The following is a 20,565-nucleotide window of genomic DNA, read 5'->3' on the forward strand; positions in this document are numbered from 1 at the left end:
CGTGATGCTCTTGCCGCAACCGGATTCGCCGACGAGGCCGAACGTCTCGCCGCGTGAGATGCGGAACGAAACGCCCTCGGCCGCCGCGACGCGCCTCGATCCGTCGTCGAGATCGATGCGCAAATCCTCGACTTCGATCAGCGGCGCGCCGGTCATGTCCGCCGGCTCCGCGATTGGGGATCGAGAATGTCGCGCAGGCCATCGCCGAGCAGGTTGAGGCCAAGCACCGTCAGGAAGATGGCCAGGCCCGGAAACACCGAGAGCCACGGCGCCGTCGTGATCTGCTCGCGGGCCTCCGACAGCATGCTGCCCCAGCTGGGAAACGGCGGACGGACGCCGAGGCCGAGGAACGACAATGCGGCTTCGGACAACACCGCGCTGCCCATACCCAGCGTGCCGATAACGATGATGGGGCCCAGCATGTTCGGCAGCAGCTGCGTGATCATGATGCGCAGATCGCCGTAGCCCAGCACGGTCGCAGCCTGCACGTAACCCTGGCTCCTCAGCGACAGCGCCGAGGCCCGCGCGATCCGGCACGTAAAGGACCAGTTGGTCAGCCCGAGTGCGATCAGCAGGCTGGTCAGGCCGGGTCCGAGCACCGCCATGATCGCCAGCGCGAAGATCAGCGAGGGGATCGCGAGCATGAGGTTGGTCAGGGCGTTGACGATATCGTCCCACCAGCCGCCGAAATAGCCGGCGCTCAGCCCCAGGGCCACGCCGATGACGCTGTTGATGAGCTGAGAGATGATACCGACCGTCAGCGAGACCCGCGCGCCGTACACGACGCGGGAATAGATGTCACGGCCCTGGTCGTCGGTCCCGAACCACCAGGTCCAGCTCGGGGGCTCCTCCGCGTTCATCAAATTCGCGTCCATGACGGGATCGGTGTGCGCCAGCCAGGGCGCGAGCAAACCGACCAGGATCGCCAGCGCGAACAACACCCCACCGATGACGAGATTGGCGCGGAGCTTCATGCGTATCTGATCCTGGGATCGATCACGCCGTAGAGCAAATCGATCAGCAGATTGATCGCGAGAAAGGCCAGCACCACCACGAGAATGGAGCCCTGGACCGCCGGAATGTCGCGCTGCAAGACACTGTCGACCAGCAATGAGCCGATGCCTGGCCATGAGAACAGTTTCTCGACCACGACCGCCTGCCCCATCAGGCCACCGAATTGCAGGCCGACGGTGGTGAGAATGATGACGAGCGCGTTGCGCATGACATGCCACTTCACCACCCGCGTCTCGCTCATGCCCTTGGAGCGCGCGGTGCGGACGAAATCGGCGGTCATGATCTCGAGGACCGCGGCGCGCGTCGTCCGGGCAAACAGCGCCATGGGCGAGACGCCGAGGGTCACGGCCGGCAGCAGCAGATATTTCAGTCCGCCGTCGCCATAGCCGAAACTCGGCAGCCAGCCGAGCTTCAACGCGAACAGGTACATCAGAACAAGTCCGAGCCAGAATTTGGCGATGGAAAGGCCCGACACCGCGACGACCATGGCAAGCGTATCGACGATTCCGCCCGGCCGCAGGGCTGCGATGAAGCCAAGCGGCACGCCGATCACGACGGAAAACGCCATGGCCGCGAAGATCAGTTGCAGCGTCGGCCAAGCCCGCTTGGCGATCATGGTCGTGACAGGCTCGCGGGTCCGGAACGAGGTGCCGAAATCCCCGGTCGCGAGCTTGGCAATGTAGACGCCGAAACGCACGTAAACGGGATCGTCGAGGCCGAGCTGCTTCTTCATGCGCAGCTCGACCTGCGGATCGCTGTCGTCGCTCATGGAGGAGACGATGCTGCCGGGAACCACGCTGAACAGCACGAACACCAGCAGCACGACGGCAAGCACGGTCGGAACGGTCTGCAGCAGGCGACGGAACAGGAAGGAGAGCATCGGCACTTTTCCTCTCTCCCTCCATCGTCTGTGGCGACGGAGGGAGCGCGAGAGCGCATGTCACTTCGCGGGCGAGGTCTCGTCGACCCAGAGGTCTTCGACGTTCTGATGGGTCAGCTCCGTCGCATTGAGCTGAATCCCCTTGAGCCATGGCTGAACCGCCATGACCGCCTTGTTGTAGTTGAAGAACCAGACCGGAGCCTCCTCATAGAGCAGCGCATTGGCCTTTTGCAGCAGCTGGGCGCGCTTTGCCGGGTCGTCGGCCTGCCCGGCCTCGTCGACGATCTTGTCGAAATCGGCGTTCTTGAAGATCATGTAGTTGCAGGCTGGCTGCGGCGTCGACGAGTGGAAGCATTTGAGGGCCGCCTGGGGATCGGGGCCGCTCGCCTGGGAATAGATGAAGGCCTGGTAGTCGCCGGTGCGAACCACCTCCGCCAGCACCGCGGTCTCAACCTGCTTGACCTTCGCCTTGATGCCGACCTTGTCCAGCATGGGGATCACGGCCGCGACGATCGGCAAGCCCCAGCTTTCGTTCTGGCTGGTGGTCCATTCGAACTCGAAGCCGTTGGGATAGCCGGCCTCGTTAAGCAGCTGCTTCGCCTTGGCGGGATCGTAAGCGTACGGCTTCATCGCCTTGTCGTAAGCGGGCGAGGTCAGCGGCAGCCAGCTGGTGGCGCGATAGGCCTTGCCCTTGACCAGCTTGTTGATGATCAGGTCGGTATCGATCGCGTAGTTGATCGCCTGTCTCACGCGCTTGTCGGCGAACGGCTTGAATGACGGATTCATGCCCATGTAGCGGGTGAAGACCTCGGCGACCTCGACGATGGTGCCCTTGAGATTGGCGTCGGACTGGTAGGCCACATATTGCGCGGGCCCGAGCACCGAGGTGTCGACCTCCTTGTTGCGGAAAGCGACATCGCGCGCCGCGGCCTCGCCCATGATCGACACGACGATCTTGTCGGCGTAGGGCTTGCCGGGCTTGTAGAACCGGTCCCACCGCTCCAGGACAATGCGCGATCCCGGTACGTGCTCGACGAATTTGAAGGGCCCGAGACCGATCGGCTTCTGGATAAAACTCTCCTTGGCACCCTCGTCGGCGGGATAGATCGAGGTCAGCGCGGTGAAGAAGTAGAAGCCGGGATCGACCTTCTCGGTCAGCTTCATCTCAACGGTGAGGTCGTCGATCTTCTTCAGCCCGGAGATCTCCTTGGCCTGGCCCTTTTCGACCGCGGCCGCGCCCTCGATCACGCGGACAAACCGCGCGCCGGGATAGGCCTTGGTGCCGTCCATGATGCGGGTGTACGACCAGATGATATCGTCGGCCGTCATCTTGCGGCCATGGTGGAAATAGGCGTCATCGCGCAGCTTGAAGGTGTGAACGAGGCCTCCGCCCGAGACCACATCCTCCTTGGCAAGCTCCAGGACCGGCTTTCCTTCCGCGGAATTCCAGATGTAGAGCGAACGATGCAGCGCCTTGGCGTAGATCTCGTCCTGGGCGCGCTGTGTGGTGTGAATGTCCAGGCTGGTGAAACTCGAGCCATAGGGCGCTGTCATGCGGATGGTTCCGCCCTTGCGCGGCGTCTGGGCCTCCGCAGATCCAGCGAGCGCCAGTCCCAAGCCCGCGACGATCGCCATCATCCTGAACATCATGTGTGTGTGTCCCCACCAGCGCAGGTATTCCGATCAGGGATTTGATCATTCGTTGCCCGTCGAGCGCAAGCTTCGTTTTTGATGGAGACCAATGTCAGTTCCGGAAGGCGGCTCTTCGATGGAGGACCCGGAAGTCAGGTTGCATCCGTCCGGCGATGCAAGCCGTCGATTGACGCGGTGCGTCATCCGGCGACCAGGGATAGTGAACATTTTCCGTGATCGACGCGACCAAGCTCAGGATCGTTATCTGAGCCCAAGGGATCGCGCAAAAAATGACCCGCCGAACGCTAGGTATTCTGCTCGCCGGCAGTCTGGTCGCCGCGACAGCGGCGATGGCGATCCCCGTCACGCTGGACCCTGCCCGCGACGGCGCGACGAAAAACATTCAAATCAATTGGTCCCACACCAAGCGGTCAAGCGGATTTGTCGACGATACATGGTGGGCGACAAGGGACCGTTGCGCCCCGGACTATCTTGGCGAGCGCCTGCTCTGCGGCACTATCGGGCTTCTGACACAAGCCACGGGCCGGACATTCGAGGCCAAAATGTCCGACGACATGGGCCTGCCGCTGGTCGACCGTTGGGCCCTGATGACCGCGAAGAATTCGCCCTTCATGAGGTCGGCTCACGTCGAGACGCCGCTCGGTCTCGAGGCCGTGCTCGGCTTCTATCGCGCTGCACTCGAAAAACGCGGCTGGACCGAGAACGACGGTGCCGTCGTCGAGCCAGACAGGGCCGTTGTCGCCTTCACGACGTCGGACGGGCCGGCGCTGCTCCGGCTCGTCCGTCAGGACAACACAACGATCGCCGACCTTGCGCTGCGCAAGCCGTTGGCCGCCACGGCCAAAATCCGGCCGGCGCCGGGACAAGTGATGTTGTTGCTCGGCAACAAGACCGATGAAGCGGCCGACATCACGGTCAATGAGCGAACCATCAGACTGGCGGCTCACGCCGGAGAGAACCTGATGGACTCCGACGCCGCCGCGGACAAATTGCCTGATGGCCAGAAGATCGATCTGCCGCCGGGCAAGTACAAGATCACCCTCAAGCTCAAAGGCAGCGCGGCCCAGACGCGTGCGTTCGAGGTCGCCGTCAACGAGACCTGGGGGCTGCTGGTCGGACCCGAGGGCGTCCCGCTGCCGATGCGGCTGTATTGAGGGCCAGCCTGCGCTCCCTCCCCGTCATTGCGAGCGAAGCGAAGCAATCCAGAATCTCGGTGGCAGTCTGGATTGCTTCGTCGCATTAGCGCAAAATTGCTACGCAATTTTGTCGCGACTCCTCGCAATGACGGAGTATGCGGGTCCATCCTTCGCGACGTCTTCAACCCGCTAGCTCCGGCTGCCAATCCCGCAGTTTTCGCGCAGCACTCGTAACGTCGGCGATCGTCCGAAACGTCCCCGTCTCCACCATCATCGCCCGTGCGAGCCGCACCGCGCGGGCTTCGCTGACGGCGCGCTTCTTCGGGTCCTCGATCAGCTCGAAATCGATGTTGTGGGCAAGGCCGAAGATGCGGCGGATGGTCTTTGCGGCCGCGAAGCCGGCGGTGTCGGCGAACAGACGCTGCATGTAGACCTGCCGCTCGGCCTCCAGGCGCGCAGCGCCCTGCGCGCCGGCAAAGAGTGAGACCGGATAGGCATCACCGGTGCCATTCGCCCGCCAGAGGTCGAGGAACTTTCGTGCAAACTCGTTCCAGACCTGTTCGACCGTCTCCAGCACCCAGGCCTCGAACGCAGCCCGCTCGCCCGGTGAGCGCTCGTGGCCGGCGGAGGCAAAATAAGCCATCACGAGGTTGGCGATCACGGCGCCGACGTCGAACCCCATCGGACCATAGAACGCAAATTCGGGATCGATTACCCGCGTCTGGTTGTCCGTCACCATGATCGAGCCGGTGTGGAGGTCGCCGTGGAGCAGCGCCTCGGGGCCTGCCATGAACTTCAGCTTCAGCCGGGAGATCGCGACATGCAGCTCCATGTCATCACGCAGGCTTGTAGCGAGGGCATCGAGATACGGCGCAGTCCAGCGGTTCTGTTCGGCGATGCGGTAGGGATCGGTGAAGATCAGATCCTCGGTGATCTTGCAGAGCGCATGGTTGCCGGCGAACGCGGCGATGCCCTGCTTCTTCTCGGCCGCGGACAGCGTGAGGTCGGAGGTGAAGAACAGCGTTCGCGCCATGAAGGTGGTGATGTCACCGACGAAGCCTGGATATTGCGTTCCCGCAACCAGCCCCTTGCGCATGATGATGTGGGGTTCGAGCAGCTCCATCACCGTCAGCGCCAGGGCCTCGTTGTGATGCAGCAAAGCCGGCACGAGGCCGGGCGCGAGCTGGGCTTGCCGGGACAGAGCCAGATATTCGTAATGGGCCCGCGACAGCGGCAGCGGCCAGCTCTCGCCGACGAGGCGGACATAAGGCAGCGCCTGCTTGACGGCGACGCCGCCGCGCGCGCCCTTCATGATGAAGACGAGATTGAGATTGCCGTCGCCGACCTCGGTGATCTCCCATGAGGCCGGCTCGCCGCCCAGGAGTGCGGCGATATCAGGGAAGCCTGCCAGATAATCCCGCAGCGCCGCTTCATGCAGAATTCGATAGTCCCCTGCCCGGTCCCCGGTCATGACGATCCCACCCCATGCTTGGCATGGCCTGATCGCAATTCCCGCTCCTGGGAAGCTTGGGCGATCCCGGCCATTCTTTTGATCGGATCGTAATCGCAATCAAGGCGGTCCGCCACATGAGTGTCGCCGGCGCACGCCAGGAGCAGTTGCAGGCAAAGTTCTCCGTGTCGGGCGACCAGGCCGGGCCGCGCGGTCGCGAGCCCACGATTTGCCGATTTTTGGAACACAAGCGGGCTGAGACAGTTTTGCGTTTCTGAGATTTTAAAGGAGTTGCCAATGAACCGCGGGATGCCCTCCATGACTGCCCTTCTGGCGATGCTGGCTATGGCTGGCTATCAGAACCGCGACAAGTTGGCTGAGCTGCTGAAAGGTGCGACCGGCGGCTCGTCCGCGGGCAGTCAGCAGCCGCCCGGGGGAGTGCTCGGCAATCTGGGCGGCATGCTCGGCGCGGGCGGGATCGGGGGCCTGCTCAATGGCGGTATTGGCGAGCTCCTGGAGCGGTTCAACCAGAACGGCCAGGGTGAAGTCGCCGATTCATGGGTGAAGCCCGGACCCAACAAGGAGATTTCGTCGCCTGAGCTGAGGAATGCGATCGGCTCCGACGTTCTGGAGAAGCTCGAACAGCAGACGGGGCTCTCGCAAGACGAGATCCTCACAAGGCTATCCCGGGAATTGCCCTCGGCGGTCGACAAATACACGCCGGATGGACGTCTGCCTGAGGCATAGCTGTTGCCGCTTAACCTGGAAGAGGTGTGGAAATGGGTGTTCTCTGGACAATCATCATCGGCTTCGTCGCCGGCGTGATCGCCAAGTTCATCATGCCTGGCGACAACGAGCCGTCCGGCTTCATCCTGACGACCATCCTCGGGATCGTCGGCGCCTTCGTTGCGACTTATCTCGGGCAGGCGCTCGGCTGGTATCGTGCCGAAGAAGGTGCGGGACTGATCGGTGCAGTCGTCGGCGCGATCATCGTGCTGTTCGTCTACGGGCTCATCGCCGGCCGACAACGCCGAGCGATCTAGCCCGACTGCGTAAGCGGCCGATCGGGCGTGCGCGAACTCGCGCCGCATCGAGCAGGCGGCGGCGCGCTCATGCCTGCCAGCGCCGGATCGTTACTCCCGCTCCAAAAAGCTGGAGCCGATCTCGGCTTTTCTTTTGATCGGATCGTAATCACAGTAGACGCTGTCCGCCACCAGCGTGTAGCTGGCGCTGACCGTGTATTTGTCCAGCTTGGCCGAGTTCAGGCCGATCACCGAGGTGCTCTTGCCCCCGTTCCATTTGAACGGCGTCGAGCTCTTGGCCTGCTCGCAGGCCATCACGGCTTCGTTGAAGACATAGCCCTCGACGAACGCCTTCAGGGTGCGCACCTGCGCGGCCATCCGCCATTCGAAATAGCCGATGGCGCCGATGCCGGCGACGATCAGCACCAGAAGTGCAATGACGATCCTCTGAAAAGTCATTCGTTCCCCCCAAACAATGTCGTCGGCAAAAACGTCTAGCAAGAACGTCTAGAAAGGCATTCCCATCAATTTCGACAGGCGCTCGATCGAGAGATAGCCGGCGTGATAGGCCGCGAGGCCGAGGCCGTAGATGATCGCCGAGATGATGGTGGTCCAGATCAGCTTGCGGCCCATCCGCGTCAGGATCGGCGCACCGGGGTCGGTGCCGGGCGCACCGACGCCATCCTCGTGCTGGCTGCGCACGCCGAACGGCAGCGTCAGGAACAGCGCGACCCACCAGATGACGAAGTAGATTGCGATCGCGGTTGAGATCTGGATGGCCATGGTTCGGCCCTATGCCTGCTCGATCTCGACCAGCGCGCCGGAAAAATCCTTCGGGTGCAGGAACAGCACCGGCTTGCCATGGGCGCCGATCTTCGGCACGCCGTCGCCGAGCACCCGCGCGCCCTCCTTCACCAGCGTGTCGCGCGAGGCGACGATGTCGACGACCTCGTAGCAGACATGGTGGATGCCGCCGTCGGCATTGCGCTCGAGGAATTTTGCGATCGGCGAGGTCTCGCCGAGCGGCTCGATGAATTCGATCTTGGTGTTGGGGAGCGTCGCGAACACGGTGGTCACGCCGTGCTCTGGCAGCGCGACAGCCTCCGAAATCTCGGCGCCGAACGCGGCGCCATAGATCCTGGCGGCCTTGACGGCGTCCTTGGTCGCGATCGCGACATGGTTGAGCCGGCCCAGCATGTGTCTTCTCCCCTAAGGCAAGATCCGGAAAAATGTGAAGCGGTTTTCCGAGAAGATCATGCCCAAATTATACTGTCAGTACGTGTACCAGACAGGGGGGCTTTTTGCCCCAATGTTCGTTGATCACGGCCCGGACAGCACGTCGCACAGACTCGCCCAATGCGTCGGGGTCGCGGCGGCGCGCCTTCGGCAGGCCCTCGATGGTGGAGACCACGGCATCGAAGACGAGGTCGTCGAAGGGCTCGCCTGCCCTGTTCTTATCGGGGATGCCGACCAGATCGACCTCGGGATCGTCGGCCAGCTCGCCCTGCTCGGTCATGGCGATGGCGACGAAGGCACAGCCGGAAAACGCCATGCGCCGCCGCTCGACCACGGCGCGGGACTTGGAATCCTCCAGGATCGTGCCGTCCTTGTAGAGGCGGCCGGAAGGCACTTCGCCAATGATGCCGGGATCGCCCGGGCCGAGCTTGATCAGGTCGCCGTTGCGGACCACCAGCACGCGCGGCACGCCGGCGGCGCGCGCCAGCTTGGCGTGCTCGTTCAGATGCAGCGCCTCGCCGTGGACGGGGATCAGGAGCTGCGGCTTCACCCAGCCAATCATGTCGCGCAATTCGTCGCGGCGGGGATGGCCGGAGACGTGGACGAGATGGTCGCGATCGGTGATGATCTCGACGCCCTGCAGCACCAGATTGTTGATGATCGAGCCGACCGCCTTCTCGTTGCCCGGGATCGTGCGCGAGGAGAAGATGACGCTATCGCCGCGGTTCAGCGTGATCTCGGGATGGTCGTCATTGGCGATGCGCGCCAGCGCCGCGCGCGGCTCGCCCTGGCTGCCGGTGCACAGCGCCAGCACCTTGTCCTGCGGCAGATGGCCGTAGACTTCGGGTGAGCGGAAATTCTGCACGCCGTCGAGATAGCCGCATTCGCGCGCGACCTGCACCACGCGCTCCATGGCGCGGCCGACCACGACGACCTCGCGGTCGGCAGCTTTCGCCGCCGCCGCGACGGCCTTGATGCGCGCGACGTTGGAGGCGAAGGTCGTCACCGCGACGCGGCCCTTGGCGGCCTTCACCAGATCGATGATGGTCCGGGCGACCTCGGCCTCGGACGGCGAGCGGCCGTCGCGCACCGCATTGGTGGAATCGCCGATCAGGGCGAGCACGCCCTCCTCGCCGAGTTCGCGCAGGCGCTTCTCGTCGGTCGGAGCTCCCAGGGTCGGGGTCGGGTCGATCTTCCAATCGCCGGTGTGCAGCACCGTGCCGGCCGAGGTGTGGATCGCCAGCGCATGCGCTTCAGGAATGGAGTGCGCGACGGGAATGAACTCGACGTTGAACGGGCCGACGTCGACGCGGCCGCCGGACGGCACCACCGTCACGGGGATCTTCGGCGCGTTGCGCTCGGCAGCGCATTTGGCCTCGAACAGGGCCGCACTGAACTGCGTCGCGTAGATCGGGCATTTCAGCTTCGGCCAGAGGTCGATGATCGCGCCGAAATGGTCCTCATGAGCGTGGGTCAGCACCAGGCCCATCAGGTTCTTTCGCTCCTTCTCCAGGAAGCTGATGTCGGGCATGATCAGGTCGATGCCCGGCAGGTGCTCTTCGTCGCCGAAGGAGACGCCGAGATCGACCGCCATCCAGGCGCGCTGCTGGCGGCTGCCGAGCCCATAGATCGACAGGTTCATGCCGATCTCGCCGACGCCGCCCAGCGGCGCAAACACCAGTTCTTCGGGCTTCGCCATCACGCAGCTCCTACGGACGCGGCCGAACCGAAGAACACCTCGCCCGCGGCCACCGGCACGCGGCGGCCCTCCGCAGTGCGGACGATCAGGCAGCCGGTGTCGTCGATCGTGTCAAAAATGCCTTCCAGCGTCATCGCTCCCGTGTGGATTGCGACCCGCTCGCCGAGCCCCGCGGCGCGCTCCAGCCACAGCTTGCGGATCGCGGCAAAGCCGCTTCCATTGTCCCAGATGCCGCGGAACTCGACCCAGGCGTCGGAGAGCGCCGAGAACAGTTCCTCCGCACTGATCTGCACCCCGAGCGCGGCCAGCGACACCGCAGGCGTCGGCATGCCCTCGGGCGCTGCGACGACATTGGTGCCGATGCCGACGACGACGGCAAGGCGGTCGTCGATGGCTTCGGCTTCGAGGCCAATGCCGACCAGCTTCTTGCCACCGGCCAAAACGTCGTTCGGCCATTTCAGGGCGTAGCGCGGACGATCAGAGCCGAGGCGGATTGCGGCCTCGAGGCTGACCTTCTCCAGCGCGGCCTCCTCGGCGAGGCCCGCGGCGAAGCCGAGGGTGGCGGCGACGGCGGGAGCCACGTCCATGACTTCGAGGATGCTGGCGGCGAGATTGCCGCGCGGCGCGATCCAGGCGCGCTGACGGCGGCCGCGGCCGGCGGTCTGCTCCGACGTGACGAACCACATCGGGCCGCGCTCGCCGCGCCTGGCTTGCTCGATCGCCTCGGTATTGGTCGAGCCGGTCCGTTCGAAGGCCGCGAGCCTGTAGCCCGCGGATGATGCGCGAGGACCGAGCGCGAACCCCATCCTAGAACAGCGACTTTGCCGCGGCGGAGGCGACGCTCACCACGGGACCTGCGAACAGCGCGAACAGGATGTTGAACAGGCCAAAGACCGCCAGCACCGTCTTCACCTCGACGCGCACCGGATCGACCTGGCCGGCCGGCTCGTCGAAATAGATCGTCTTGACGATGGCGAGATAGTAGTAGGCGCCGACCACGCTGGTCAGCACGCCGACGACGGCGAGCGTGAACAGGTTTGCCTTGATGGCGGCGACGAACACGTACCATTTGGCGAAGAAGCCCGCGAGCGGCGGAATGCCCGCGAGCGAGAACAGCAGCATCGCGAACATGAAGGCGAGCAGCGGATTGGTGCGCGACAGGCCGGCGAAATCGCTGATCTGCTCGACCGCCTGGCCGTTGCGGCGCATGGCAAGGATGATCGAGAACGAACCCAGCGTCATCGCGACATAGATCACGATGTACATCAGGACGCCCTGCGCGCCCTCGACCGTGCCGGAGGCAAGGCCGACCAGTGCGAAGCCCATGTGACCGATCGAGGAATAGGCCATCAGGCGCTTGATGTTGCTCTGGCCGATCGCGGCGAAGGAGCCGAGCGCCATCGAGGCGATCGCCACGAACACCAGGATCTGCTGCCACTGCGAGACGATGCCCGGGAAAGCGGTGAGCGTGACGCGGGTGAACACGGCGAGCGCGGCGACCTTCGGCGCCGACGCGAAGAAGGCGGTGACCGGGGTCGGCGCGCCCTCGTAGACATCAGGGGTCCACATGTGGAACGGCACGGCCGAAACCTTGAAGCAGAGGCCGACGAGCAGGAAGACCAGACCGAAGACGAGGCCGACATTCGAGACCGTCGCGGCCGCCGCGATACCAGTGAAGCTGACCGTGCCGGTGAAGCCGTAGATCAGCGAGGCGCCGTACAGCAGCATGCCCGAGGACAGTGCGCCGAGCACGAAATACTTCAGGCCGGCTTCGGTCGACTTGGCGTTGTCCCGGTTCGAGGCCGCCACGACATAGAGCGCCAGCGACATCAATTCGAGGCCGAGATAGAGCGAGATCAGGTCGCCGGCCGAGATCAGCACCATCATGCCGAGCGTCGAGAGCAGCACCAGGATGGCGTATTCGAAGATCCGGCGCGACGGGTCGGACAGGAATTCGGTCGACAGCACCAGCGTCACCGCCGAGCCGATCAGGGCCAGGATCTTCATGAAGCGGGCGAAGTCGTCGACGATGAAGCTGCCGCCGAAGGTCACCTGCTTGCCCGCCGGCAGCATGTACTCGAGCACGCCGACCACGACCAGAAGCACGACCGCCAGCGAGGTGACCGCACCGGTCGTCCCCTGCCCGCGATAGGCTCCCAGCATCAGCAGAGCCATGGCGCCGATCGCGAGCACGATCTCGGGCAGCACCGGCGCCAGTTGATAACCTGCAGTCTCAAAGCTCATGGCGATATCCTGACCTGCCCGATCACTGGAGCAGTGCGGCGGCCTTCACGGCCGTCACAGCGGTGTTGTAGTTGTTGACGAGTTGCTGGACCGAGGCGGCCGACATGTCGAGCACCGGCTTCGGATAGACGCCGAACAGGATCGTCAGCGCGATCATCGGGAACAGGATCACGCATTCACGCAGGGTCAGATCCTTCATGCTCGCCAGCGACGGCTTGACCAGCGCCCCGAACACGACCTTGCGGTAGAGCCACAGCGCGTAGGCCGCCGACAGGATCACGCCGAAACTGGCGAAGAACGCGGTCGGGATCGAGACCTTGAAGGTGCCGAGCAGCGTCATGAACTCGCCGACGAAGCCGCTGGTGCCGGGCAGACCGACATTGGCCATGGTGAAGACCATGAAGGTCAGCGCGTAGAGCGGCATCCGGTTGACGAGGCCGCCATAGGCCGCGATCTCGCGGGTGTGCAGGCGGTCGTAGACGACGCCGACGCAGAGGAACAGCGCGCCGGAGACGATGCCGTGCGAAATCATCTGGAACACGCCGCCGGCGACGCCCTGCATGGTGCCGGCGAAGATGCCCATGGTGACGAAGCCCATATGCGCGACCGAGGAGTACGCGATCAGCTTCTTCATGTCCTCCTGCATCAAGGCCACCAGCGAGGTGTAGATGATGGCGATGGCCGACAGCGTGAAGATCAGCGGCGCGAAGTCGTGCGAGGCCAGCGGGAACATCGGCAGCGAGAAGCGCAGGAAGCCGTAGCCGCCCATCTTCAGCAGGATCGCGGCCAGGACCACGGAGCCGGCCGTCGGCGCCTCGACGTGCGCGTCGGGAAGCCAGGTATGCACGGGCCACATCGGCATCTTCACCGCGAACGAGGCGAAGAAAGCGAGCCAGGCCCAGGTCTGCAGCGAGCGCGGCACGGCGGTGTGCATCAGGGTCGGAATGTCGGTGGTGCCGCCATTCCAGTACAGCGCCATGATGGCGAGCAGCATCAGGACGGAGCCGAGCAGCGTGTAGAGGAAGAACTTGAACGACGCGTAGACCCGGCGCGGACCGCCCCAGACGCCGATGATCAGGAACATCGGGATCAGGCCGCCTTCGAAGAACAGGTAGAACAGCACGAGATCGAGCGCCGAGAAGGTGCCGATCATCAGCGTTTCCAGGATCAGGAACGCCATCATGTATTCGCGGACGCGGTTGGTGATCGCCTTCCAGCTCGCGATGATGCAGAACGGCATCACGGCGGTGGTCAGGATCACCAGCGGCAGCGAGATGCCGTCGACGCCCATGTGGTAGGTGATGCCGGTCGCGAGCCAGTTCGCCTTCTCGACGAACTGGAAGTCGGGATTGGTCGGGTCGAACCGCATGACCAGGATCACCGACACCGCGAAGGTGATCAGCGTGGTCCAGAGCGCGATCCAGCGCGAGTTGCGCTTGGCCGCCTCGTCATCGCCGCGGCTGAGATAGACGATCAGCGCGCCGACCAGCGGCAGGAACGTCGTGACCGATAGGATGGGCCAGGTTGTCATTTACTGGCCTCCAAAGCCGAACATGAACCAGGTGATCAGGCCGGCGGCGCCGATCAGCATGGCGAATGCGTAGTGATAGAGATAGCCGGTCTGGATCTTCACGACGTTGCGGGTGACGTCCAGGACGCGGGCCGAAACGCCGTCGGGACCGAGGCCGTCGATGATGAAGCCGTCGCCCTTCTTCCAGAGCTGATAGCCGATCCACTTCGCCGGACGGACGAAGATGATGTCGTAGAGCTCGTCGAAGTACCATTTGTTGAGCAGGAACTGGTACAGCATCGGCTGCTCTTTAGCGAGCTGCACAGGGATGTACGGCCGGCGGATGTAGAACAGGTACGAGACGAGGAAGCCCAGCACCATCATCACCGTCGGCAGGACGGCGATGGTCTCGGGGATGTGGTGCATCTCCTCGATGATGTGCGGGCTCATCTTCACGGACTCGCGGAAGAACTCCTCGATGCCGTGACCTGCGAACAGCTCCTTGAACGGGAAGCCGGCGATGATCGAGCCGACCGCGAGCACGCCGATCGGGATCAGGATCCAGAGCGGGGCCTCATGTGCGGCCTCGTAGTGATGCTCGTCATGCGGCTCGCCGTGGAAGGTCTTGAAGATGAGGCGCCAGGAGTAGAACGAGGTCAGGCCGGCGGCGACGACCGTCATCAGGAAACCGTACATCGCAAACGGATTGTGCGAGGCGTAGGCGGACTCGATGATTGCGTCCTTGGAGAAGTAGCCGGCGGTGAGCGGGAATCCGGTGAGCGCCAGCGTCCCGACCACCATCACCGCATAGGTGTAGGGGATCTTGCGCCAGAGGCCGCCCATGTTGCGGATGTCCTGCTCGTGGTGCATCGCGTAGATCACCGAGCCGGAGCCCAGGAACAGCAACGCCTTGAAGAAGGCGTGCGTGAACAGATGGAACATGCCGACCGAATAGGCCCCTGCTCCCATCGCCACGAACATGTAGCCGAGCTGCGAACAGGTCGAATAGGCGACGATGCGCTTGATGTCGTTCTGGACGAGGCCGATGGTCGCGGCAAAGAACGCGGTGGTCGCGCCGAAGAACATCACGACGGCCTGCGCGTTCGGGGCGAGCTCGAACAGCGGCGACAGGCGCGCTACCATGAAGACGCCCGCGGTGACCATGGTCGCGGCGTGAATCAGCGCCGACACAGGCGTCGGGCCTTCCATCGCGTCCGGCAACCAGGTGTGCAGCAGGAACTGCGCCGACTTGCCCATCGCGCCCATGAACAGCAACAGGCAGGTCAGGGTCAGCGCATCGGCGTGCCAGCCGAGGAAGTTGATGGTCTTGCCGGTCAGGCCGGGCGCGGCATGGAAGATGGTCTCGAAATCGGTCGAGCTGGTCAGCATGAAGATCGCGAAGATGCCGAGCGCAAAACCGAAGTCGCCGACGCGGTTGACCACGAAGGCCTTGATGGCGGCCGCATTCGCCGACGGCTTCTGGTACCAGAAGCCGATCAGCAGATAGCTCGCCAGACCCACGCCTTCCCAGCCGAAGAACAGCTGCACGAGGTTGTCCGCCGTCACCAGCATCAGCATGGCGAAGGTGAACAGGCTGAGATAGCCGAAGAAGCGCGGCCGGTTCGGGTCCTCGTCCATGTAGCCGATGGAATAGAGGTGCACGAGCGAGGACACGGTCGTCACCACCACCAGCATCACGGCCGTGAGCGTGTCGACGCGTAGCGTCCACCAGACCTGGAGGTCGCCGGAAAAGATGAAAGGCAGCAGCTGGATGCGGGCGTCATGGTGCATGAAGCCGACGTCGACGAGCGTCATCCAGGACAGCGCCGCCGACACGAACAGCAGACCCGTCGTGATCAGCTCGGCGCCGCGCGAGCCCGCCGCCGGCGGCTCGACCGGGCCGTGGCCGTGGTCGTCATGGGCGTGATCGTCGTGGCCATGGTCGTCATGGGCGGCCGCGGCATGGGCATCGCCATGACCGTGATCGCCGTGATGCTCGACCTCGTCACCCGAGGGGTTGCGGGCATGCGCGCCGAACAGCGCGATCAGCCCGGCCAGAATGGCGCCCAGCAGAGGCAGGAAAACGATTGCCTGAACCATTTGAGAGCTCAGCCCTTCATCAGATTGACGTCCTCAACCGCGATCGAGCCGCGGTTGCGGAAATATACCACCAGGATGGCGAGACCGATCGCGGCTTCAGCGGCAGCGACCGTCAGCACCAGAAGCGCGAAGACCTGGCCGACGATGTCGCCGAGGAAGGTCGAGAACGCGACGAGGTTGATGTTGACCGAGAGCAGGATCAGCTCGATCGACATCAGGATGACGATGATGTTCTTGCGGTTCAGGAAGATGCCGAGGATGCCGAGCGTGAACAGGATCGCGCCGACCGCCAGATAGTGTCCGAGCCCGATCGTCATTTCACCCACTCCGCCGCGTCAGAGTCCTGGAGCCCCTGCCCCGGCGCCACCTTGCGCATCGCCATCGCCATGTCGGGCGTGCGCGCGTTCTGAACGTTGATGTCCTGCCGCTTCACGCTCGCCTTGTGCCGCAGCGTCAGCACGATGGCGCCGATCATGGCGACCAGCAGCACCATGCCCGAGAGCTGGAAGTAGTGGATGTACTTCGTATAGAGCACGAGCCCGAGCGCCTCGGTATTGGAGACGTTGGCCGGGATCGCCGCCGTGATCGTCTTGGCGACGCCGGGATTGATGACCCAGAAGCCGACGGTGAGCAGCAGCTCGAACAGGAAGATGCCGCCGATCACGAGGCCGACCGGCAGGTACTCGATGAAGCCCTCGCGCAGCTCGGTGAAGTCCACGTCGAGCATCATGATCACGAACAGGAACAGCACCGCGACCGCGCCGACATAGACGACGATCAGGATCATCGCCAGGAACTCGGCGCCCATCAGCACGAACAGGCCGGAGGCGTTGACGAAGGCCAGGATCAGGTACAGCACGGAGTGCACGGGATTGCGCGAGACAATCACCATCACGGCCGAGGCGACACAGACGCCGGCAAAGAGATAGAAGAACAGCGCGGGAAGGATCATGCCCTCACCTCACCGGTACGGCGCGTCGAGCTCGATCGCTTTCGCGATCTCGCGTTCCCAGCGGTCGCCGTTGGCGAGCAGCTTGGCCTTGTCATAGAACAGTTCCTCGCGGGTCTCGGTCGCGAACTCGAAGTTCGGACCTTCGACGATGGCGTCGACCGGACAGGCCTCCTGGCAGAGGCCGCAATAGATGCACTTCACCATGTCGATGTCGTAGCGCACGGTGCGGCGAGTGCCGTCGTTGCGACGCGGGCCGGCCTCGATGGTGATGGCCTGCGCCGGGCAGACCGCCTCGCAGAGCTTGCAGGCGATGCAACGCTCTTCGCCGTTCGGATAGCGGCGCAGCGCATGCTCGCCGCGGAAGCGCGGCGAGATCGGGCCCTTCTCGAACGGATAGTTCAGGGTCGGCTTCGGCTGGAAGAAATAGCGCATGGCGAGGAAGAACGCCGAGACGAATTCCGACAGCAGAAGCGAGCGTGCAGTGGCGTTGACGTTGATACCCATGACGGCCCTCACTTCGGCGCGATGCCGGCGAAATGCAGCACGCCGGCCACCACGACCACCATCGCCAGCGACAGCGGCAGGAACACCTTCCAGCCGAGGCGCATCAGTTGGTCGTAGCGGTAGCGCGGCACGATCGCCTTTGCCATCGCGAACAGGAAGAACATGAAGAAGACTTTGAGCGAGAACCAGATGATCCCCGGCACCCAGTTGAAGGGCGGCAGGTCGACCGGCGGCAGCCAGCCTCCGAGGAACAGGATCGTCGCCATCGCGCACATCGTGACGATCGCGACGTACTCGCCGAGCATGAACAGCAGATACGGGGTCGAGCCGTACTCGACCATGAAGCCGGCGACGAGCTCGGATTCGGCTTCCACGAGGTCGAACGGCGGGCGGTTGGTTTCCGCCAGCGCCGAAACGTAGAAGATCACGAACATCGGGAACAGCGGCCAGACGTACCAGTTCAGGATGGTGAGCTGCGGCAGCCCGATCAGGCTGGCAAGGCCGCGGACATGCTGGGCCTCGACAACGGCCGACAGGTTCAGCGTGCCGGCGCAGAGCAGCACCGTGATGATGACGAAGCCGATCGAGACTTCATAAGACACCATCTGCGCCGCCGAGCGCAGCGCGGCCAGGAACGGGTACTTCGAGTTCGACGACCAGCCGGCCATGATGATGCCGTAGATCGACAGCGACGAGATCGCGAAGATGAAGAGGATGCCGACATTGATGTCGGAGATCACCCAGCCGAGATTGGTCGGGATCACCGCCCAGGCGGCAAGCGCGAGCACGCATGAGACCAGCGGCGCCAGCAGGAAGACGCCCTTGTTGGCGCCGGCCGGAATGATCGGCTCCTTCAGCACGAACTTCAGCAAGTCGGCGAAGGATTGCAGCAGGCCCCAGGGGCCGACCACGTTCGGGCCGCGCCGGATCTGCACCGCCGCCCAGATCTTGCGGTCGGCGAGCAGGATGTAGGCGATCGCGACCAGGAGGACGACGAGCACCAAGACGCTCTCCGCGACCATGATGATCAGCGGCCAGAGGAACCCGGTCCAGAATGCGCTTTCGAAGAATTCCATCAGATCACGCTCACTCCGCTGCGGTCAGCATGTGCCCGGAGGCGAGGCGCGAGCATTCCGCCATCACGGCGGACGCACGCGCGATTGGGTTGGTCAAATAGAAGTCCTCGACCAGCGGCTTGAACGGTGCCTTCTCGGGCGAACCGCCCTTCCCCGCCAGCTTCTTGATCTGGTCGGCCGAGCCGGCCTCGATCTGGTCAAGACGGATCAGGTGCGGCACGGCCTTGAAGATCGCCTGGCGCAGCGCCGAAAGCGAGTCATAGCCGAGCTTCTTGCCGAGCGCTTCCGACAGCGCCCGGACGATCGCCCAGTCCTCGCGGGCTTCACCCGGCGGGAACGCGGCGCGGCCCGTCATCTGAACGCGGCCTTCGGTGTTGACGTAGATCGCGGACTTCTCGGTGTAGGCGGCCGCCGGCAGGATCACGTCGGCGCGATGCGCGCCGCGGTCGCCATGGGTGCCGATATAAACGACGAAGGTACCGTCAGGCGCGTTGATCTCGTCGGCGCCGAGCAGGAACAGCAAGTCGAGCGTGCCGAACGTCGTCATCTGCGCGGCGTTCAGGCCGCCGCCGGTCGCGGAGAAGCCGATATCGAGCGCACCAACGCGCGAGGCGCTCTCGTGCAGCACGCCAAAGCCGTTCCAGCCGTCCTTGACCGCACCGACGTCGAGCGCGAGCTTGGCGGCGCTGGCGAGAATGGCGGCGCCGTCGTGACGCGAAGCCGCGCCCGCGCCGACCAGGATGATCGGGTGCTTGGCGTTCTTCAGCACGTCCATGAAGGAATGCTTGCCGGCCGCGAGATCACCGAGCGTCTCGGTGCCTGCGCCGAGGTGATCGTAATTGTAGGTCAGATCGACCTTGGCCCCGATCACGCCGACCTTGAAGCCGCCGGCACGCCAGCGCTTGCGGATGCGGGCGTTGAACACGGCCGCCTCTTTCCGCGGGTTCGCGCCGATGATGAGCAGCGCATCCGCCTGCTCCACCCCCACCAGCGTCGGGTTGAAGATGTAGGAGCTGCGGCCGAGCGCGGGGTCGAAGGCGTCGCCGCCCTGCACCGCCATATTGGTCGAGCCGAACTTGGCGAGCAGATCCTTCAGCGCGAACATCTCCTCGACGCCGGCGAGATCGCCCGCGATCGCGCCGATGCGCTTGCCGTCGGTGCGCGCCGCCTTGGCGGCGATCGCGGCGAAGGCTTCGGTCCAGCTCGCCGCGCGCAGCTTGCCGGCTTCACGGATATAGGGCCGGTCCAGGCGCTGGGTGCGCAGGCCGTCGACGACGTGGCGGGTCTTGTCGGAGATCCACTCCTCATTCACGGCCTCGTTGATGCGCGGCAGCACGCGCATCACCTCACGACCGCGGGTGTCGACGCGGATTGCCGAGCCGACGCCGTCCATCACGTCGATCGACTGGGTCTTGCCGAGCTCCCACGGGCGCGCCGCGAAGGCGTAGGGCTTCGAGGTCAGGGCGCCGACCGGGCAGATGTCGACGAGATTGCCCTGCAATTCGGAGGTCAGCGCGTGCTCGAGATAGGTCGTGATCTCCATGTCCTCGCCACGGCCCGTGGCGCCCATCTCGGGCGCGCCGGCGACTTCCGCCGAGAAGCGGACGCAGCGCGTGCACTGGATGCAGCGGTTCATCGAGGTCTTGACCAGCGCGCCGAGATATTTGTCCTCGACCGCGCGCTTGTTCTCGGCGAAGCGGCTGGTGTCGACACCATAGCCCATCGCCTGGTCCTGCAGGTCGCACTCGCCGCCCTGGTCGCAGATCGGGCAATCCAGCGGATGGTTGATCAGAAGGAATTCCATCACGCCTTCGCGCGCCTTCTTCACCATCGGCGAACGCGTCGAGATCTCCGGCGGCTCGCCCTTGGGGCCCGGACGGCAGTCGCGCACACCCCAGGCGCAGCTTGCGACCGGCTTGGGGCCGCCCTTCACTTCGACGAGGCACATCCGGCAATTGCCGGCGATCGACAGCCGCTCGTGATAGCAGAAGCGCGGAATCTCGGCGCCGGCCGCCTCGCACGCCTGAAGCAGCGTGTACTCGGCGGGCACATCGATCTCTTTGCCGTCGATGATGAGCTTGGTCATTCT

General features: G+C 64.3%; 21 protein-coding genes. 3 read left to right on the forward strand and 18 right to left on the reverse strand.

Annotation, left to right across the window (positions count from 1 at the left end):
- The 4 genes from IC66_RS48350 to IC66_RS0119520 form a co-directional block, all read right to left on the reverse strand.
- Window positions 1-156 (reverse strand): ATP-binding cassette domain-containing protein (locus IC66_RS48350; RefSeq protein WP_038948724.1); only part of this gene is annotated, 156 nt, incomplete at its 3' end.
- Entirely contained in the window at window positions 153-974 is an 822-nt protein-coding gene (locus IC66_RS0119510; RefSeq protein ID WP_038948725.1) for an ABC transporter permease, read from the reverse strand. The genes IC66_RS48350 and IC66_RS0119510, both read right to left, overlap by 4 nt.
- The gene (locus IC66_RS0119515) at window positions 971-1,894 is read right to left on the reverse strand and encodes an ABC transporter permease (RefSeq protein WP_038948726.1); all 924 of its coding nucleotides are present in this window, start codon (window positions 1,892-1,894) and stop codon (window positions 971-973) included. Before IC66_RS0119515 ends, IC66_RS0119510 begins: the two co-directional genes overlap by 4 nt.
- 60 nt (window positions 1,895-1,954) lie before the next feature.
- The gene (locus IC66_RS0119520; protein WP_028141476.1) at window positions 1,955-3,544 is read right to left on the reverse strand and encodes an ABC transporter substrate-binding protein; all 1,590 of its coding nucleotides are present in this window, start codon (window positions 3,542-3,544) and stop codon (window positions 1,955-1,957) included.
- A 272-nt stretch (window positions 3,545-3,816) separates the two neighbouring features.
- Between IC66_RS0119520 and IC66_RS0119525 the strand changes: the two genes are divergently transcribed.
- Complete coding sequence (locus IC66_RS0119525; RefSeq protein ID WP_028141475.1) at window positions 3,817-4,701, forward strand: hypothetical protein; 885 nt, start codon at window positions 3,817-3,819, stop codon at window positions 4,699-4,701.
- A 163-nt stretch (window positions 4,702-4,864) separates the two neighbouring features.
- On the opposite strand, the gene mtnK is transcribed toward IC66_RS0119525, so the two are convergent.
- The gene (gene mtnK / locus IC66_RS0119530) at window positions 4,865-6,154 is read right to left on the reverse strand and encodes an S-methyl-5-thioribose kinase (RefSeq protein WP_038948728.1); all 1,290 of its coding nucleotides are present in this window, start codon (window positions 6,152-6,154) and stop codon (window positions 4,865-4,867) included.
- 276 nt (window positions 6,155-6,430) lie between these two features.
- Here mtnK and IC66_RS0119540 point away from each other — a divergent pair, with 276 nt between their 5' ends.
- The gene (locus tag IC66_RS0119540; RefSeq protein ID WP_028141472.1) at window positions 6,431-6,880 is read left to right on the forward strand and encodes a YidB family protein; all 450 of its coding nucleotides are present in this window, start codon (window positions 6,431-6,433) and stop codon (window positions 6,878-6,880) included.
- A gap of 32 nt (window positions 6,881-6,912) precedes the next feature.
- Entirely contained in the window at window positions 6,913-7,176 is a 264-nt protein-coding gene (locus IC66_RS0119545; RefSeq protein WP_028141471.1) for a GlsB/YeaQ/YmgE family stress response membrane protein, read from the forward strand.
- Between the two features lie 90 nt (window positions 7,177-7,266).
- Here IC66_RS0119545 and IC66_RS0119550 read toward each other — a convergent pair whose 3' ends face one another.
- The 13 genes from IC66_RS0119550 to nuoG form a co-directional block, all read right to left on the reverse strand.
- Window positions 7,267-7,614, reverse strand: a complete 348-nt coding sequence (locus IC66_RS0119550) for a hypothetical protein (RefSeq protein ID WP_028141470.1) — start codon at window positions 7,612-7,614, stop codon at window positions 7,267-7,269.
- A gap of 48 nt (window positions 7,615-7,662) precedes the next feature.
- Entirely contained in the window at window positions 7,663-7,938 is a 276-nt protein-coding gene (locus IC66_RS0119555; RefSeq protein ID WP_028141469.1) for a DUF1467 family protein, read from the reverse strand.
- A 9-nt stretch (window positions 7,939-7,947) separates the two neighbouring features.
- Window positions 7,948-8,352 (reverse strand): methylmalonyl-CoA epimerase, encoded by a 405-nt coding sequence (mce, locus tag IC66_RS0119560; RefSeq protein ID WP_028141468.1) that lies wholly within the window; start codon window positions 8,350-8,352, stop codon window positions 7,948-7,950.
- Window positions 8,353-8,419: 67 nt separating this feature from the next.
- Window positions 8,420-10,090: a ribonuclease J gene (locus IC66_RS0119565; RefSeq protein ID WP_038948729.1), complete on the reverse strand. Its 1,671-nt coding sequence runs from the start codon at window positions 10,088-10,090 to the stop codon at window positions 8,420-8,422.
- Window positions 10,090-10,896 carry a biotin--[acetyl-CoA-carboxylase] ligase gene (locus tag IC66_RS0119570; RefSeq protein WP_038948730.1) on the reverse strand — a complete coding sequence of 269 codons (807 nt, stop codon included), beginning with the start codon at window positions 10,894-10,896 and terminating at the stop codon, window positions 10,090-10,092. The genes IC66_RS0119565 and IC66_RS0119570 overlap by 1 nt, the downstream gene beginning before the upstream one ends.
- Window position 10,897: 1 nt before the next feature.
- Entirely contained in the window at window positions 10,898-12,334 is a 1,437-nt protein-coding gene (gene nuoN, locus IC66_RS0119575; protein WP_038948731.1) for an NADH-quinone oxidoreductase subunit NuoN, read from the reverse strand.
- A gap of 22 nt (window positions 12,335-12,356) precedes the next feature.
- On the reverse strand, window positions 12,357-13,865 hold the full coding sequence (locus tag IC66_RS0119580) for an NADH-quinone oxidoreductase subunit M (protein ID WP_038948733.1): 1,509 nt from the start codon (window positions 13,863-13,865) through the stop codon (window positions 12,357-12,359).
- Window positions 13,866-15,944: an NADH-quinone oxidoreductase subunit L gene (gene nuoL / locus IC66_RS0119585; RefSeq protein WP_038948734.1), complete on the reverse strand. Its 2,079-nt coding sequence runs from the start codon at window positions 15,942-15,944 to the stop codon at window positions 13,866-13,868. It abuts the gene before it with no gap.
- Window positions 15,945-15,952: 8 nt separating this feature from the next.
- Window positions 15,953-16,261, reverse strand: coding sequence for an NADH-quinone oxidoreductase subunit NuoK (gene nuoK, locus IC66_RS0119590; protein WP_008547737.1), 309 nt, complete (start codon window positions 16,259-16,261; stop codon window positions 15,953-15,955).
- Complete coding sequence (locus IC66_RS0119595) at window positions 16,258-16,896, reverse strand: NADH-quinone oxidoreductase subunit J (protein ID WP_018320150.1); 639 nt, start codon at window positions 16,894-16,896, stop codon at window positions 16,258-16,260. Before IC66_RS0119595 ends, nuoK begins: the two co-directional genes overlap by 4 nt.
- 9 nt (window positions 16,897-16,905) lie before the next feature.
- Window positions 16,906-17,400: an NADH-quinone oxidoreductase subunit NuoI gene (gene nuoI, locus IC66_RS0119600; RefSeq protein ID WP_191093171.1), complete on the reverse strand. Its 495-nt coding sequence runs from the start codon at window positions 17,398-17,400 to the stop codon at window positions 16,906-16,908.
- Window positions 17,401-17,408: 8 nt separating this feature from the next.
- Window positions 17,409-18,476 (reverse strand): NADH-quinone oxidoreductase subunit NuoH, encoded by a 1,068-nt coding sequence (gene nuoH, locus IC66_RS0119605; RefSeq protein ID WP_038948735.1) that lies wholly within the window; start codon window positions 18,474-18,476, stop codon window positions 17,409-17,411.
- A gap of 10 nt (window positions 18,477-18,486) precedes the next feature.
- Window positions 18,487-20,562 carry an NADH-quinone oxidoreductase subunit NuoG gene (gene nuoG, locus IC66_RS0119610; protein ID WP_028141461.1) on the reverse strand — a complete coding sequence of 692 codons (2,076 nt, stop codon included), beginning with the start codon at window positions 20,560-20,562 and terminating at the stop codon, window positions 18,487-18,489.
- Window positions 20,563-20,565: the final 3 nt, after the last annotated feature.

Origin of the sequence: Bradyrhizobium genomosp. III (assembly GCF_000261705.1) — a bacterium.
In the GTDB taxonomy this organism is placed as follows: domain Bacteria; phylum Pseudomonadota; class Alphaproteobacteria; order Rhizobiales; family Xanthobacteraceae; genus Bradyrhizobium; species Bradyrhizobium ottawaense.